This window comes from Streptomyces sp. NPDC107559, assembly GCF_055657365.1.
Genome location: NZ_JBVKBD010000018.1, coordinates 75,007 through 89,443, shown reverse-complemented (window position 1 = coordinate 89,443; position 14,437 = coordinate 75,007). Strand labels below are relative to the sequence as shown.

Genomic DNA, 14,437 nt, shown 5'->3' with positions numbered 1-14,437 from the left:
ATGGCCACCGACTCCGTACCCGGGCAGGTCTCTGCCGGAACCATCGACGGTTTCCTCCGCGACGACACAGGCGACGGCACCCTCGGACTGCCGGACTACTCCGTCGTCCCCTACACGTACTGGCAGATGCTCGGCCCCGAGGTCGGCGCCCCGCAGTGGTACGTCGACCAGTACCGCTACGCCCGGTTCGCGGGCCTCAAGGGCAGCCCGGACGGATACGGCGTCCTGCGGGACACCGGCGCCGTACGCGGGGCCGTCAGCATCTCCGTCATCCCGCAGACCACCGGCACCATCACGGCCAGCCCGGACGGCAGCCGGGACCCCGACTACACCTGGGGGCCCCGCGACTTCGCATTCGCGGTCCGCCACCCGGGCACCGTCTGGGTGCCCTCCAGCGGCACCCGCACCTACGTGGCCTTCACCCAGGCCAACAACACCGTGGGCATCCGGCAGACGATCCCGGGCCCCGGCAACAACATCGGACCGTGGGACGCGGAGAAGGCCGACTCGGCCGCCATCACACTGCCGACAGGGGTCAATCCGTGGGACGGCAACCCCCACTCGTACGCGATCTCCACGTTCGGCCAGAACGTCTTCTGCCTGATCGACAACTCCATCGGCTTCCCGTTCCGGTCGCCGCGCGCCTACAAACGCAACGCCGACGGCTCGACCAACACGGCCGTGTTCTCGGACATGCCCTCGACCGGCAGCTTCATGGGCGTCGACTTCCGGGGCACGGACACCGTGCTCTACCAGTGGGACGCGCTGCAGCCCGCCAGCGGTGACCTGTTCCTGAACGACGTCGGCGCCACGACGGTGCAGACGCCGCCCGCGACGACGTACGCGCCGAGCACCACGACGTCGGGCGAGCAGTGGGCGCTGCTGGGCACCGTCACCGGCAGCAAGGACGGGGTCCTGCTGGCCGCGAACGCGGCGGCATTTTTCAATCTCGACTGGCAGTACGGGGTGCTCTCCACCCGCTGGGGGCCGTCCACGGCCGAGGGCGGCCTGGTGTTCCGCAGGGTCGGCGCGAACGACTTCTACCAGGTCACCTCGACCGGGATCTACAGCAGCGTCGCAGGCACGCTGACGAAGTTCCACACCTTCTCCACGCCGATCGCGACCGGCGACTACGTCTCGGTGCGCAATTGGGCCAACCAGATCCGGGTGTACATCAACGGCGTCTCCCAGGCCTTCTACACCGTCTCCAACCACTCGGGCGGCAAGGGCGTCGGCTTCCGCAGCCCGGCCACCGGCACCTCGCAGTGGCGCTACATCCACTTCCAGCCGCTGGTGTCCGACCCCGTCATGCCGACCTCCTGAGGAGACCTCGTGGACCGCTGCCATCTGTATCTGCCGCTGGTCGACTCCTCCGGCACGCCCTACCCGTACGCCGAGGTGACGCTGCTCGACCTGGACACCGGCAACCCGATCGACGATCCGGTCTACCTTCTGCCGAACGGCGGCGCGGCCCAGGAGTGGCCGGTCCTCATCGACCCGGCGGTCATCAACCTGTGGACCGAGAGCCCGATGCGGGTGACCGTGCAGGCGCTGCTGCCCGGCGGCGCCACATTCACGCGCTCCGGCGTGGACATCGTCCCGGCCCCGGCCGCCACGGTCCGCAGTGAAGAGCCGGTGCACATCGGCCCGGCCGACGGGCTGTCCGGGGAGGCCATGCTGGCCATCTCCCCTGACGGCTCGGCCGTCTGGCAGGTACTCGACGTCCTGCGCTTCCACGAGCACCCGGGCGACGCCCCGAACTCCACGGTGCTGGGCAGCCCCGACTTCACCGACATCTACCCGGGCCAGACCTGGCTCGGCCGCACGCCCAGCGGTGTCCAGGGCCAGGACGCGGCGGTCCTGGGTGCCGACGCCCACCCGGGCGGCGCCAGCGCGGTCGTCCTGGGCCGGGCCACCGCCGGGGCCAACGCGGTCGCCGCCGGTGCCACCGCCAACGCCGCCGACTCCGGTGTCGCCCTCGGTCCGGCCACGAACACCGGCCAGCCTGGACAGATCGTCCTGGGCCGGGCCGCCACGGCCGCCGCAGCCCCGGCCGACGCCGTCGTGGTCGGCTCCGGCATCACGGCCCCGGCCACCAACACGGTCACCATCGGCTCGGGCGCCCAGGTCACCTCCGACGGCAAGGTCGTCGTCGGCTCGGGCACGCTGCCCGACCTGAGCTGGGTGAACTGGTCCGTCACCATCCTGGGCAACGCGGTGATGAGCCGGTTCTTCGCCGCCCGCAAGGACGCGGTCCTCGCAGGCCCGGCCAGCCTCCTCGGCGCGTTCGGATCGGCCGGTAACTACCAGCCGATCCTGAACACGAGCACGGTGACGACGTCCACGCCCGGCCGGGCCGCGCTGCTGTCGCTGATGTCCGCGCTCGACAAGCTCGGGCTCATCTACCTGACCGACGGCGAGGTCGACGACGAGCTCGCCGACTTCTCGAAGACGTACGCGCACAGCGCGAACCTGATCCTGGAGACCGGTGACTCCGACGGGTCCAAGGCGGGCGACACGACCCGGGCCAGGCGCAACGCCACCGGTCCGGGAACCGTCACCTACGCACTGTCCACCGGCATCAAGGACTTCCGCGTCCGGGTCTTCGCGTACCAGCCGGGCGGGGCCGACGCGGCCACGCTGGCGACGGAGCTGGTGGCCGACGTCTCGCCGGACAACGCCACCTGGACGCGGATCCCGCTGTCCTGGCAGGGACTGACGGCCACCACGGCCTCCTGGTTTCAGACCTGGGCGGCGAACACCAGGGCCCTGCCCTCGAACACGCGCTACCTGCGGCTGACCGCAGACCTCAACCCCACCGCCAACACCCCGCAGATCGGCCGTGTCCTTGTGCGCAAGGGCAGCGGCGTCCTGGGCGGCTACGGCAGCGGCGGGTACGGCACCGGAACGTATGGAGGCTAGGAATGGTATCGACCGTTGCCGCAGGAACCCCGAACTGGGACGTTCCGCTGAACGCGGCGCTGAACGACCTGCAGACCCAGATCACGAACCTGGGGACCAAGGTCACCAACATCGACGTCCTGTCCGTGAAGGATTTCGGAGCCAAGGGCGACGGCACGACGAATGACACGGCCTCGATCCAGGCCGCGATCGCCGCGTGCACGGCGGCCGGTGGCGGCACCGTGTACCTGCCGCGCGGCACCTACAAGATCACCGCTGCCCTGGTGCTGGCGAACAAGGTGACCATCGAGGGCGCCGGGGTCACCTCCACCACGATCAACCAGACGACGACAACCGCCCACGGCATATCCGGCGCCACGCTGAACAACGTCGGCGTGCGCAACCTGCGGCTGCGGGGGCCCGCTGGCGGCACCGGCGTCGGCATCCAGGTCACCGGCGCGTGCAACTACATCGACCTGACGAACCTGTGGGTCACCGAATGGGGCTCGCACGGCGTCGACCTCGAACAGCCCATCGTCTCCAACTTCGCCTCCGTCGTCAGCAGCCTCAACGGCGGCGCTGGCATGTACCTGCACGGCAACGGCTCGGGCGCGGGGACGTCGATCTCGATCGACTCCTGCTGGATGGACACCAACGCCGCCGACGGCTACTGGTTCTCCAACATGACCTACTGCGCGTTCGAGGCGGCTGCGGCGGACACGCACACGGCTGCCGGTGCCGCCGGGTACCGCTTCGACGGGTGCGCCGCCATCTCGATGGTGGGCTCCGGCGCCGAGAAGAACACCATCGGCGTCAAGATCAACGGCGGCAACAACTACACGGTCAGCGGCTTCCTGAACTACGCCACCCCGGCAGGCGGCACCGGCATCCTGGTCACCGGCTCGGCCACCGAGGTCGAGCTGAGCGGCATCACCGAGTCCGCGCCGAACGCTTCCGCCTCCAAGTGGACCCAGGTCGACGCCGGTTGCGCGGTCACGGTCCGCCGCTCCCGGCACACCACCGCCGACCTGTTCGCCGCCAACACCACGATCCTGGTGACGAACACGTCGGGCGTCGAGGTGGTCGCCGGAGGCCGGGCCACCGGCAAGACCCAGACCGTCGGCTCCGTGACGCCCCTGGGCGACAACGGCGTGGGCGTCCTGCAGCTGGCCACGGCCGCCACCGTGCCGACGACGAACCCGGCAGGCGGCCTGGCCATCTACGCCGAGCACGCCAGCTCGGTCCCGCTGAAATTCCTCGACACCAGCGGCAACACCCGGGGCCTCGCCCCCGGCTTCGCGCAGGCGGCCTCGGACCAGCCGTCGGTGGGCACGGCGCAGACCACCTCGACCCAGCTCACCGTCGGCGCGCAGGGCTTCGCCACCTACTTCGTCGAAGCGCTCCTGTACTGGACCACGACAAACAGCGCCACGGTCACCACCTCGTGGACCGGCCTGTCTGGCGCCAGCATGATCTGGGGTGACACCACCTCCGGCGGAGACATCGTCACCACTTTTGCCGGTGTCTCTCCCGCCTGGGTTACCGGCACGAAGCTCGTGAGGATCTTCGGCACGCTCACGACCACCTCGTCGGGCGCGCTCACGCTGACCTTCGCCTCGTCCGTGGCCGCCTCGGTCACCCTCAAGACGGGCTCCCTGCTGATGATCCACCGCATCAAGTGACCTGCCGGTCGGCCCGGACCGCCCCGGGCCGACCGGTCTCTCTCAACGCTTCAACGGAAAAATGGATTTCTGTTCTTCTCGATCCGTCGGCAGATGGATAAATCTCTAAATTCACCACCTGCCCCTCTTGTACCTACGGTGACCTGCATGGACGCCCCGCCCGTCTTCCACAGCCCGCACGGCCTCTACCCGTGCCAGCAGGAGGGCGTCGCCTTCTCCTACACCCAGCGCTCCGGCCTCCTCGTGGCCGACACCGGCATCGGCAAGTCCGTCATCGCCATGGCGCTCGCCGCCCTGCTCACCGAGGACGGCGCCGAGGACCTCGTCCTGCTCGTGTGCAAGCAGAACAAGATCGCGGAGTGGCACGAGGACTTCGGCGCCTTCACCACCCTGACTGCCGCCGTCCACCACGGCCCCAGCCGCATGAAGACCCTCCAGCGCGGCCTGCCCCACGTCCTCATCAGCACCTACGAGACCCTCCGCGCCGACCTCGCCCGCTACTCCATCCCCCAGGGCAAGCGCTCCAAGACGCCCGCCCCCGGGCCGGTCCTGGAGGCCCTGCTGGCCGCCCAGGCCGACGGCCGCCGCGTCCTCGTGGTCTACGACGAGATGTCCGACAAGCTCCGCAACCGCTCCTCCCAGCTCTACAAGGCCCACGGCTACGCCCTCACCCAGCTGCGCCGCGCCCAGAAGGACCTGCGCGTCGTCGGCCTGACCGCGACCCCGATCAGCCGCTCCTACGAGGACGGCTTCAACCTGCTGCGCCTCGCCGTCCCGGCCGCCATGCCGACGGTGAAGGCCTTCGAGGACTCGGTGATCAAGAGTCGCGACGACTACGGCCGCCCCCGGTACGCAGACGACGGCGTCGAGCAGTTCCTGGCCCTGGCCCGGCCGCACATCTGGCGCAAGCGCAAGACGGACCCCGACGTCCGCGACCTGTTCCCTCGGCGCATCGAGGAGTTCCGCACGCTGCAGATGGGCCGGGAGCAGGAGCGGTTCTACGACGAAGTCGCCTCGCTCCAGGGTGGGTTCACAGAGCCCGTTCCCGGCCTCCACGCGGCCCTCAGGCAGATCGCCGCGCACCCGATGGCCCTGGCCCACTCCGCAGCCGCCGGAACGTCTCAGATCGCCATGGAGCTGGTCCGGGCGTACGGGGTCGAGTACCTGAGCAAGCTACCGTCGCGGAAGACCGAGGAGCTTGTCGAGTACCTGTCATCCATCGTGCACGGGCAGGGCGACAAGGCCGTGGTCTTCTCCCAGTTCGGGCCGTCCGTCCTGCCGCTGCTCGCCGAGGCCCTGCGCAAGGAGGGCATCCACAGCTACCTCTACACCGGCGCCCTCGACGGCCCCGAGCGCGAGCGCGCCCGCACCGCCTTCCGCGCCGACCCCGCCCCCTGCGTCTTCCTGACCTCGGACGCGGGCAAGGACGGCATCAACCTCCCCGAGGCCCACTACCTGGTCGAGTACGAGTCCGCGCTGACCTACGAGACCCGCACCCAGCGCCTCGGCCGGATCGACCGCATCACCTCGACGGCCGCCTCGATCACCTGCACCACCTTCGTCCTCCAGCGCACCGTCGAGGAGGGCATCGTGGAGTCCATGCTGGCGCGCAACGAGATGGCCGACCGGTTCCTGGGCGACAGCGGCGCCGAGGGCCACGTGGGGGCCGTACAGCGCCGCCGGAGCTACCTGGTGGCCTGACGTTGCGACAACCCTCCCAGGGTCAGGAGAGAAGGCGCAAGGTGACCCACTTTCTCAGGTTCGACACAGCCCCATGGGGGCGCAGCCTGGGGGGTCACATCGAATGTGTCAAAGCTGAGAAACCCCAGCTCAGAAGGGGTGTCTTGCCGGGCTTCTTGGAGGATGCCGCAAGGGCTGCGAGGGCCTTGGTGAGGTCTGCGTCGGGCTGGAACCCCACGTAGACGGCGAAGCCCTGGCCGTACTCGTCGATCTCGGCACACATGGCGTACGGCTTCCTGAAGAAGCCCTGTGCCTTCATGTCCTTGCGTATGCGGGTGAGCGCTGCCTTGGCGTCTTCACGAGACAGGCTCCGAGTGGCGGGAATCGGTCGCTGCATGGCGGCACAGTAGACACACCGGAAACAAGCTGGCAAGACCACGTATGGCCTCTGAGCAGGGGAAAGATCGTCACATGTGGGGTCAGGCTGCGCAGGCGAGGGCATTCCGACGGAGGAGTTCGTCGTAGGACAGATCCTCAACCACCATCAGGTACCGGCCATCTGACGCCACGACGAAGTCCTCGACGATCTCGCCGGTGACCGGGTCGATGACCTCGCTGCCCCAGCGGCAGGCCTGGTCGACCTCGTCGCCCCGGACCGGCACGACGTCCGGCATCCGGCGCTCGCGCATGCGGGGGACGACCATGCCGTGCCACACCGCCCGCTGGTCCTTGTGAGCCTGCTGACGGCGCCAGGACGTCCCGTACGTGCCGACCTCGGCCGCCACGGTGTCCCAGCCCTCCCAGGCCCCTGCGAGGGCCTCAGAGGCCGTCTCGGTGAGCTCCCACAGGCCGTCCTGACGCACCACCAGGCCGTGCTCGGCGAGGCGCTTGAGGTGCCGGTACGCGGTCGCCTGGCTGACCATGGCGGTCTCGGTCAGCTCGGCGACGGACTGGGGATCCCGCAGGTGGAGGGCGGCCAGCATCTTCAGCGAGGAGGCGCCCAGGCCCCGGTGGGCGAAGGCGTCCAGGCCCATCAAGCGCTCGATGACAGCCCCGTCCAGCTCACCGTTTCTCAGCGATGACACATTCGACTGTGCCCCCCCAGGCTGCGCCCCCATGGGGCTGTGTCGAACCTGAGAACCGTCCTTCAGGTACCAGGTCGAGCCCTTGTCCGCAGTACCCGACTCGACCAGGTGCAGCCAGCCCCAGGAGACCAGCCGCTTGGCAGCCACGTACGCCGTGCGGGCGGTGCACCCGGCGATCTCTGCGGCCTCGCGGTAGGACAGGGTGAGCATCCGGCCGCCGGACTTCTTCGCGGCGTGCCAGAAGGCCATCAGGACCCGCAGAGAGGTCGAGCCGGAGACGCCGCGCCAGCAGCTGGCGGAGGCGATGGAGTCCCGCAGCGCGATGAGGTCGACGATCGAGTCCTGGCGGGAGGCGATCGTCGGGGTGCTGCGGACGTGGTGCTGGGCGCGGTACCAGATCTTGTCGAGGTAGCGCGTGGCCTTCGGCTGGCTCATCTCGCGGACGAAGCCACCCGGGCGGGAGGGGCAGTCGATCATGGCCTGGGCGAACTGGTCGCCGGTCCAGCCGTGGCGGACGCACCCGGCCGCGACGGCGGCCATGACGGCGTGCCGGTGCTGGGCCTGGGTCCTGCTGCTGGACTTCGAGGTCGCCGAGCCGTAGCGCAGGCCCGTGTCACCGTCGATCATCAGCGTCGTCATGTTCGACGACAGCCGGGGAAACCGGCGGATCCAGTGGCTGGAGTGAAGGCGGGGAGAAGACGCGCCCTCGGAGGCTGCGGTTCCCATAACTTTGGAGTTTCTTTCGCCCGACATGGCGTGCGGCACCGGGTTGTCACCCGTAAACTGACGAGGCACGGCGGTAGTGCCCTTTCTATAGGTCATAGAGGTCGAGGGCCGAACCAACGTGCGGACGATGGTCTGACCGACTAGGTCGCGTCGTCTGGTCGAGGGGCTGGCAGGCCCTTCACCAAAGGGATCCACTCTTGGCGGAGAGAATCCCTTCCGGCCCCAGACGGGCCGATGAGCGACGAGGGGCGTCAGGAGATGCGGATCTCCAGGCGCCCCTCACGTCGTATCTCGGGAAGTTCGAGCATCGTCAGCCCCCTCGGCGGATTCGGGCGCACACGGGCCCGGAGGTGGTTCGTGGTGGTGGTGCCAGGCTGGCGGGCCCGGTCTGGATGACATTGAACATCATCAAGGGCCGAAAAGGACAGCCGACGTACGGACTTGCCACAGGCGCTGGCCTGCACCGGCGTGTTGAGGCCCGGGGTCGTGTACACCGGGGGCAGATTTTGGGTAGGCTGACTCATGCCAGCGACCTCCGTGGACGTGGATCTTCGTGGGATATGAGGTTGTTGGCCCCACCGACAGAAGATGACCAGGCAAGGTCTCTGTCGGACGGCCGCCGAGGGATGGGGATCCCGATGACGCGGCCGTTGGTGTTTCCGGAGCCAGGTGAAGCGAGCGCGACCCTCGGTGGGCGGAACCGACGACGGTCGCGAAGGTCACCCTAGTACCAACCGGCCGCCGGATGCACGAACCCTGCGTCAGAACGTCACGGCGTGTCCTGTTGACGGGCCTTCGGAAGTCCGCCGGACCAAAAACGCGACTTCGCCCCCGGCCGTGTGTAGCGTCGCCAGCGTCACCGCCATGACCGCTCACCGCCATGAGCATCACCACCCTCAAGGGGCCCTTCATGTCGTCCGCGACGCCTGAGACCTTCCTGTCCCTGCAGGAGCTGTTCGCCAAGCACCTCCCCGGATACCGCCGTCGTCCGCAGCAGGAGCGCCTGGCCCAGGCCGCCGAGCTGACGCTGATGCAGGACCTCACCGAGGACGACCCGATGCACCTGCTCGCCGAGGCGGGCACCGGCACCGGCAAGTCGTACGCGGCCCTCGTCGCCGCGATCCTCGCCAGCCGCCAGCGCGGCGTGGGGGAGCCCCGCAAGCGGTTCGTCGTCGCCACGGCCACGAACGCCCTGCTGAGCCAGTACACGAAGAAGGACCTCCCGTGGCTGGAGGAGGTCCTGGCCGAGGTCGACATCGACTTCACCTGGGCCCCGCTGAAGGGGATCGCGAACTTCGCGTGCTTCGGCCCTGACGTCGAGGTGATCACCTATGAGGGCACCAAGCGCATCGGCGACCTCGACGGCCAAGTGGCCACCCTCCTCGACGGCAACGGCGAGTGGGTCGACTGCCAGGTCTCCGACTTCGGCGAGCAGGAGATCGTCGAGATGACCCTGACGCGCAATGGCGACCGCAAGATCATCGAGACCACGATCGACCACCGCTGGTTCACCCAGCGCAACGCCAACGACCCGTCGACCGTCACCGAGGTCACCACCCAGGAGCTGCGCGTCGGCGACAAGCTGCGCTACATGGGCCCGAAGAACCGCACCCTCGGCAACATGGAGCCCAGCACCTTCGGCATCGCCCACGGCATCGTCTTCGGCGACGGCAGCCGCTTCCGCAGCACGGACGGCGGCCGTCACCCGGGCGCGTGTCACATCATGCTCCACGGCGAGAAGAACTGGCCGCTCGCGCGCTACTTCAACGGCGCTCCCCAGACGATGGACGAGCAGCCCCGCGACGGCTACGCCGAGAGGGGCCTGCAGATCCGGGGCCTGCCCTCCTACTTCAAGGACCTGCCCAGCCTCGACGTGAACACCAGCTACCTGTACGGCTGGCTCGCCGGGTACTTCGCCGCCGACGGCTGCGTGGACAAGAAGGGGCGCCCCTCGATATCCAGCGCGACCCGCGAACACCTGGAGTTCGTGATGCAGGTGTGCAGCCACCTGGGAATCGACTACGGCTCGATCAGCACGAACATGCGCGTCGGCAAGAGCCGGGACGGAGAGGCCAGCGCGCTCTACACGCTGTCCCTCAGCGCCGCCTCGCTCAAGGCGAACTTCTTCCTCATCGACGAGCACCGGCGCCGCTGGGAAGAGACGGCCGAGACCATCAAGCGGCAGCGCACCCGTCGCCGCTGGACCGTGGAGGGCCTCCGACTCACCGGCGTGACGAAGAAGGTCTACTGCGCCACGGTGCCGACGACCGCCTCCTTCACCCTCGCGGGCAACATCCTGACCGGGAACTGCCTCGCCAAGCTCGCCGACCGGCCCGCCATCGCCAACCTGCAGCAGCTCCTGGACGAGATCGCCCCGGGCGAGAGCGGCGAGTACACACACACCGGCGACCGCGACGACATCACCACGCCGATCGACCAGCGCCGCGAGTGGCCGCTGGTGTCATCGACCAGCGACGAGTGCCCCGGCCGGGGGAAGTGCTCCTTCGCCGAGCAGTGCTTCGCCCTGCGGCACAAGGACGCGGCCGCCGGGGCCGACATCGTCGTGACCAACACGGCCGTCCTGCTCACCGACACCAAGATCGCCCGCGAGACGGCCGGGGACGACGGCGAGGGCCCCCGCATCCACGTCCTGCTCGGCGACTACGACGGCCTCATCATCGACGAGGCCCACGAGCTGGAGGACCACGCCACCAGCCACCTCGGCCTCGACGTCAAGCAGGGCGGCCTGCTGAAGTGGGCCGACCAGGCCGTCAGCTTCCTCTCCGTCCACGAAGGCCTCGACGAGCAGCGCGTCGGCAAGTCCTTCGCCGCCCACCAGGACGTCCTGGACGCCGTCGAAGCCCTCTGCCAGCCGATCGCCGACCATCTGGCGAACAACCAGAACGGCGCCATCGACGCCGACTTCATCAGCCAGCACGCCGACAAGTTCGTCGCCCTCTGGATGAACATCGAGGTCCTGCGCCAGCGCGTGGTCAACCGCAAGCTCGCCTCCACCTCCGACGAGGAGCGCGAGGGTGCCATCCGCGAGCGGATCATGACGACCGGCCGCAACTTCCTCGCCAGCATCAAGGCGATCCTGCTGGCCGACCCCAACGAGATGGTCTGCTGGGCCGAGGCGTACGGCAACGAGCGCCTGTCCATCGGCAAGCGCTGGGTCATCAAGGCCGCCCCCATCAGCGTCGGCTCCTACCTCTACGAGGAGCTGTGGAGCCGGTACCCGGCCGTCCTGATGTCCGCCACCCTCAGCGCAGGCACCGGCCACGGCCGGTTCGACTACATCGCCCGCCGCCTCGGCCTGGAGAACACGGCCGCCACCCTCGACGTCGGCAGCCCCTTCGACTACCGCCGTCAGGCCCTCACCTTCCACCCCGACAAGTCCGTGCCCGCCCCGGCCGGAGGCACCCGCAGCGAGTGGGAGAGCTGGGTCACCGCAGCCACCCTCGAACTCGTCCGTGCCGCCGGGGGAGGAGCCCTGCTCCTTTACACCTCCCGCCGCGCCATGAACGACGCCTACGAGGCTCTCGCCCGTCAGCTGCGTGCCGACGGCATCAGCTCCTTCGTCCAGGGCGGCGACATGAGCAACAAGGAGATGGCCGACCGCTTCCGCGAGGACGAGAACAGCGTCCTGTTCGGCCTGCGCTCCTTCATGACCGGCATGGACTTCCCCGGCAACACGTGCCGCCTGGTCGTCGTCGACAAGCTGCCCTTCCCCGTCCCCACCGACCCGATCGTCAGCGCCCGCACCGGCGCGATCGAGCGCCAGGGCGGCAACCCCTTCGGGGACCTGGTCGTGCCGTCCATGACGCTGACGCTCCTGCAGGCGTACGGCCGCCTCATCCGCAGCACGGCCGACTCCGGCGTCGTCGCCATCATGGACCCGCGCCTGGCCAGCAAGGGCTACGGCCGGGGCATCGTCAAGGCCCTCCCGCCCGCCCGGGTCACCACCCAGCTGGCCGACGTGCGGGACTTCTTCCAGTCCAACAGCGCCCTGCAGCCTGCGGCTTGAGAAATTCAAAGATCGCCAATTCCTTGCTACCTGCCCCTTCGGTGGGGTAGGTTGTAAGTACGTTCTCCGCCAAGAACGAACGACCTCAACTGCACAGGAGCAATATCGTGACTTCCGCCGCTACGGAATCCGCTGCCACGGGCACCGAACTCGTTCCTGCTCTCCCTTTCGACTTCGACAAGCTCGCCGTCGAGCTGAAGAACGACCCCGGCCTCAACCTCTCCGACGTCCTGGCCAGCCTGTCCACGCTGCCGCCGGTCGACCCGGACAAGCCGGTCAAGATGGCCTCCGTCGTCGAGCTGGTCACCGGCGAGCTCATGCACTCGATCGAGCAGATCCCTGACGTCTTCGGGAAGGTCAAGCCGCCTGCCAGCCGCCGCGTCCTCAACGGCACCGAACTGGCCAAGCTCAGGGCCGAGAAGGTCCAGATCGACATCGCGATGAAGGCGCTGACGGCGCGCAAGAACGAGCTCCACGCCATGATCTCCGTCCACTTCGACGTCGTTGCCGAGGACCAGAAGGGAATCGACCCCGCGACCACGCCGAAAAGCGCGAAGGGCCACTACCTGATCGCTTCTCCCGGGAATCCGGAAAGGGCCGACATCAAGGACGGCGGGAAGCACTTCACCCGCGAAAAGGCCAAGGACACCGTCGTCTGGAGCATGGACGCGCTGCTCGACCTCCTGGAAACGGGTGAGATTACCCGCGCCGAATTCAAGGCGATCACCAGCACCGAGGCCGTCATCGACCTCGACAAGATCAAGCGCGTGCTCACCATCAAGAGCAAGAGGGCCCGCTTCCAGGAGATCGTCGCCAAGATCAGCACGGTGAAGCACGGCACGCTGAGCATCAACCTGCGCTAGGCGTCACGCGATCTCTACGACACCATTACAACCCCGCTGCCTCCGCCCGTGACCCGGGCGGAGGCTCGCGGCATGTGGAAGGACAGCTGTGTCTCCTCAGAGTCTGGAGCCCATCATCATCGAGCCCAGCCACCCCGAACGCCGAGAAGTCGACCGCGACGCAGGCGAGTTCACCCTGTACGACTACCAGTGCCCGATGGAGACGAACGAGAGGTACGCGGTCCTGGAAGGACCGCTGCTGCGCGTCCCGCACTTCGCGCCGGGGGAGGTCGCCAGATGGGTGTTCGGTCAGACGGATGACTGGATGAAGGAGCGCCTCAAGGGGCCGCCCGCCAGGAAGCGCCTGATGCTGGACGAGAACACGCCCCTGGAGATCCGCACCGTCGCCCGGGGGCGCACCGGCGAGCGCCGCTTCACCCTCGCCGACATCGAGCGCCTCGCCTGGGCCCTGTACCAGCGCGGCGACATCACCGGCGAAGAACTCCAGTGCGCCTGCACGATCGTGCTCGCGATCGCCGAGCAGTACAAGAAGAGGCTCAAGGGCTGATGCAACCGACCCTGCTCATCGACGGCAACAACATCCTCATACGCGCCGTCGAGGCCACCCGCCGCTCCGCCATGCACAGCGACGACGGCACCGACACCAGCGGGCTGGTCGTCTTCATCAAGACGATCTCCCGCTACATCCGCGAGGAGAAGCCCTACCGCGTCATGGTGCTCTGGGACAGCGGTCCGGACTGGCGCACGCAGGTCTACCGGCCCTACAAGGCCAACCGGCCCCAGGTCACCGACGAGTACCGCAGCGTCACCCGCAGGCTCGTCCGCGAGTTCCTCTCCCTCGCCCGGGTCCCCTGGGGCTACCTGCCCGGCTTCGAGGCCGACGACCTCATCGCCGCCCACTGGCGCCACGCCCACGAGCCGGTCGTCATCCTCTCCAGCGACAAGGACATGCTCCAGCTCGTCGGTCAGACCCCGACCGGCCAGCCGTGTACCCAGATCCGCATCTCCAGCGCCAACACCCCCACCGACCGCTGGGACGAGGCCAAAGTCGCCGAGCACTACGGCTGCACGCCCGAGCAGCGCCCCCTCGTGATGTCCCTGACTGGCGACGCCACCGACGGCATCCCCGGCGTCAAGGGCATCGGAGAAGTCAAGGCCCTCAAGCACCTTACGGCCGCCGGATGGGACCTGGCCGCCGTCGAGCACCCGCCGATCGCCGAGGCCCGCGACAACGGCGAGATCGCCCTGTGGCGCCAGCTCGTCGACCTCCGCGACGTCCCCTACGAGATGATCCCCACCGGCCCCGGCCCGTTCATGCCCGTCACCCCCGGCCTGGACGCCGCCTGGCAGGCCCTGTGGAAGTGGCTGCACAGCCTGCAGCTCCGCGACATCCAGCGCCGACTCCTCGACGGCGAACTCTGGTGACCTGATTTTCTTGCTCTCGACCTGGCCTGGCGGTTAGCGTCAAAACGC

The 14,437-nt window shown here is 68.6% G+C and carries 10 protein-coding genes; 8 read left to right on the top strand and 2 right to left on the bottom strand.

Annotation, left to right across the window (positions count from 1 at the left end; all coding sequences use genetic code 11):
• The 4 genes from ACZ7OY_RS36000 to ACZ7OY_RS35985 all read left to right on the top strand — a co-directional run bounded on the left by ACZ7OY_RS36000 (window position 1) and on the right by ACZ7OY_RS35985 (window position 6,284).
• The gene (locus ACZ7OY_RS36000; RefSeq protein WP_472249771.1) at window positions 1-1,323 is read left to right on the top strand and encodes a hypothetical protein; all 1,323 of its coding nucleotides are present in this window, start codon (window positions 1-3) and stop codon (window positions 1,321-1,323) included.
• Window positions 1,324-1,332: 9 nt separating this feature from the next.
• The gene (locus ACZ7OY_RS35995; protein WP_472249770.1) at window positions 1,333-2,922 is read left to right on the top strand and encodes a hypothetical protein; all 1,590 of its coding nucleotides are present in this window, start codon (window positions 1,333-1,335) and stop codon (window positions 2,920-2,922) included.
• Window positions 2,923-2,924: 2 nt separating this feature from the next.
• Window positions 2,925-4,583 carry a glycosyl hydrolase family 28-related protein gene (locus tag ACZ7OY_RS35990; RefSeq protein ID WP_472249769.1) on the top strand — a complete coding sequence of 553 codons (1,659 nt, stop codon included), beginning with the start codon at window positions 2,925-2,927 and terminating at the stop codon, window positions 4,581-4,583.
• Window positions 4,584-4,730: 147 nt separating this feature from the next.
• Entirely contained in the window at window positions 4,731-6,284 is a 1,554-nt protein-coding gene (locus tag ACZ7OY_RS35985; protein ID WP_472249768.1) for an SNF2-related protein, read from the top strand.
• Window positions 6,285-6,378: 94 nt separating this feature from the next.
• On the opposite strand, the gene ACZ7OY_RS35980 is transcribed toward ACZ7OY_RS35985, so the two are convergent.
• Both ACZ7OY_RS35980 and ACZ7OY_RS35975 read right to left on the bottom strand, forming a co-directional pair.
• Window positions 6,379-6,660 (bottom strand): hypothetical protein, encoded by a 282-nt coding sequence (locus ACZ7OY_RS35980; RefSeq protein WP_472249767.1) that lies wholly within the window; start codon window positions 6,658-6,660, stop codon window positions 6,379-6,381.
• Between the two features lie 82 nt (window positions 6,661-6,742).
• Complete coding sequence (locus ACZ7OY_RS35975; RefSeq protein ID WP_472249766.1) at window positions 6,743-8,074, bottom strand: helix-turn-helix domain-containing protein; 1,332 nt, start codon at window positions 8,072-8,074, stop codon at window positions 6,743-6,745.
• 880 nt (window positions 8,075-8,954) lie between these two features.
• Here ACZ7OY_RS35975 and ACZ7OY_RS35970 point away from each other — a divergent pair.
• The 4 genes from ACZ7OY_RS35970 (at window position 8,955) to ACZ7OY_RS35955 (ending at window position 14,389) form a co-directional block, all read left to right on the top strand.
• Window positions 8,955-12,101 (top strand): helicase C-terminal domain-containing protein, encoded by a 3,147-nt coding sequence (locus ACZ7OY_RS35970; protein WP_472249765.1) that lies wholly within the window; start codon window positions 8,955-8,957, stop codon window positions 12,099-12,101.
• 107 nt (window positions 12,102-12,208) lie between these two features.
• Window positions 12,209-12,964, top strand: coding sequence for a hypothetical protein (locus ACZ7OY_RS35965; protein ID WP_472249764.1), 756 nt, complete (start codon window positions 12,209-12,211; stop codon window positions 12,962-12,964).
• An 88-nt stretch (window positions 12,965-13,052) separates the two neighbouring features.
• The gene (locus ACZ7OY_RS35960) at window positions 13,053-13,511 is read left to right on the top strand and encodes a DUF7229 domain-containing protein (RefSeq protein ID WP_472249763.1); all 459 of its coding nucleotides are present in this window, start codon (window positions 13,053-13,055) and stop codon (window positions 13,509-13,511) included.
• Entirely contained in the window at window positions 13,511-14,389 is an 879-nt protein-coding gene (locus tag ACZ7OY_RS35955; RefSeq protein WP_472249762.1) for a 5'-3' exonuclease, read from the top strand. Before ACZ7OY_RS35960 ends, ACZ7OY_RS35955 begins: the two co-directional genes overlap by 1 nt.
• Window positions 14,390-14,437 lie beyond the last annotated feature (48 nt).

Excerpts from the sequence above, each read along its gene's own strand:
- ACZ7OY_RS36000 (WP_472249771.1), top strand. The coding sequence starts at position 1 with ATGGCCACCGACTCCGTACCCGGGCAGGTCTCTGCCGGAACCATCGAC.
- ACZ7OY_RS35990 (WP_472249769.1), top strand. The coding sequence starts at position 2,925 with ATGGTATCGACCGTTGCCGCAGGAACCCCGAACTGGGACGTTCCGCTG.
- ACZ7OY_RS35985 (WP_472249768.1), top strand. The coding sequence starts at position 4,731 with ATGGACGCCCCGCCCGTCTTCCACAGCCCGCACGGCCTCTACCCGTGC.
- ACZ7OY_RS35980 (WP_472249767.1), bottom strand. The coding sequence starts at position 6,660 with ATGCAGCGACCGATTCCCGCCACTCGGAGCCTGTCTCGTGAAGACGCC.
- ACZ7OY_RS35975 (WP_472249766.1), bottom strand. The coding sequence starts at position 8,074 with ATGGGAACCGCAGCCTCCGAGGGCGCGTCTTCTCCCCGCCTTCACTCC.
- ACZ7OY_RS35970 (WP_472249765.1), top strand. The coding sequence starts at position 8,955 with ATGAGCATCACCACCCTCAAGGGGCCCTTCATGTCGTCCGCGACGCCT.
- ACZ7OY_RS35955 (WP_472249762.1), top strand. The coding sequence starts at position 13,511 with ATGCAACCGACCCTGCTCATCGACGGCAACAACATCCTCATACGCGCC.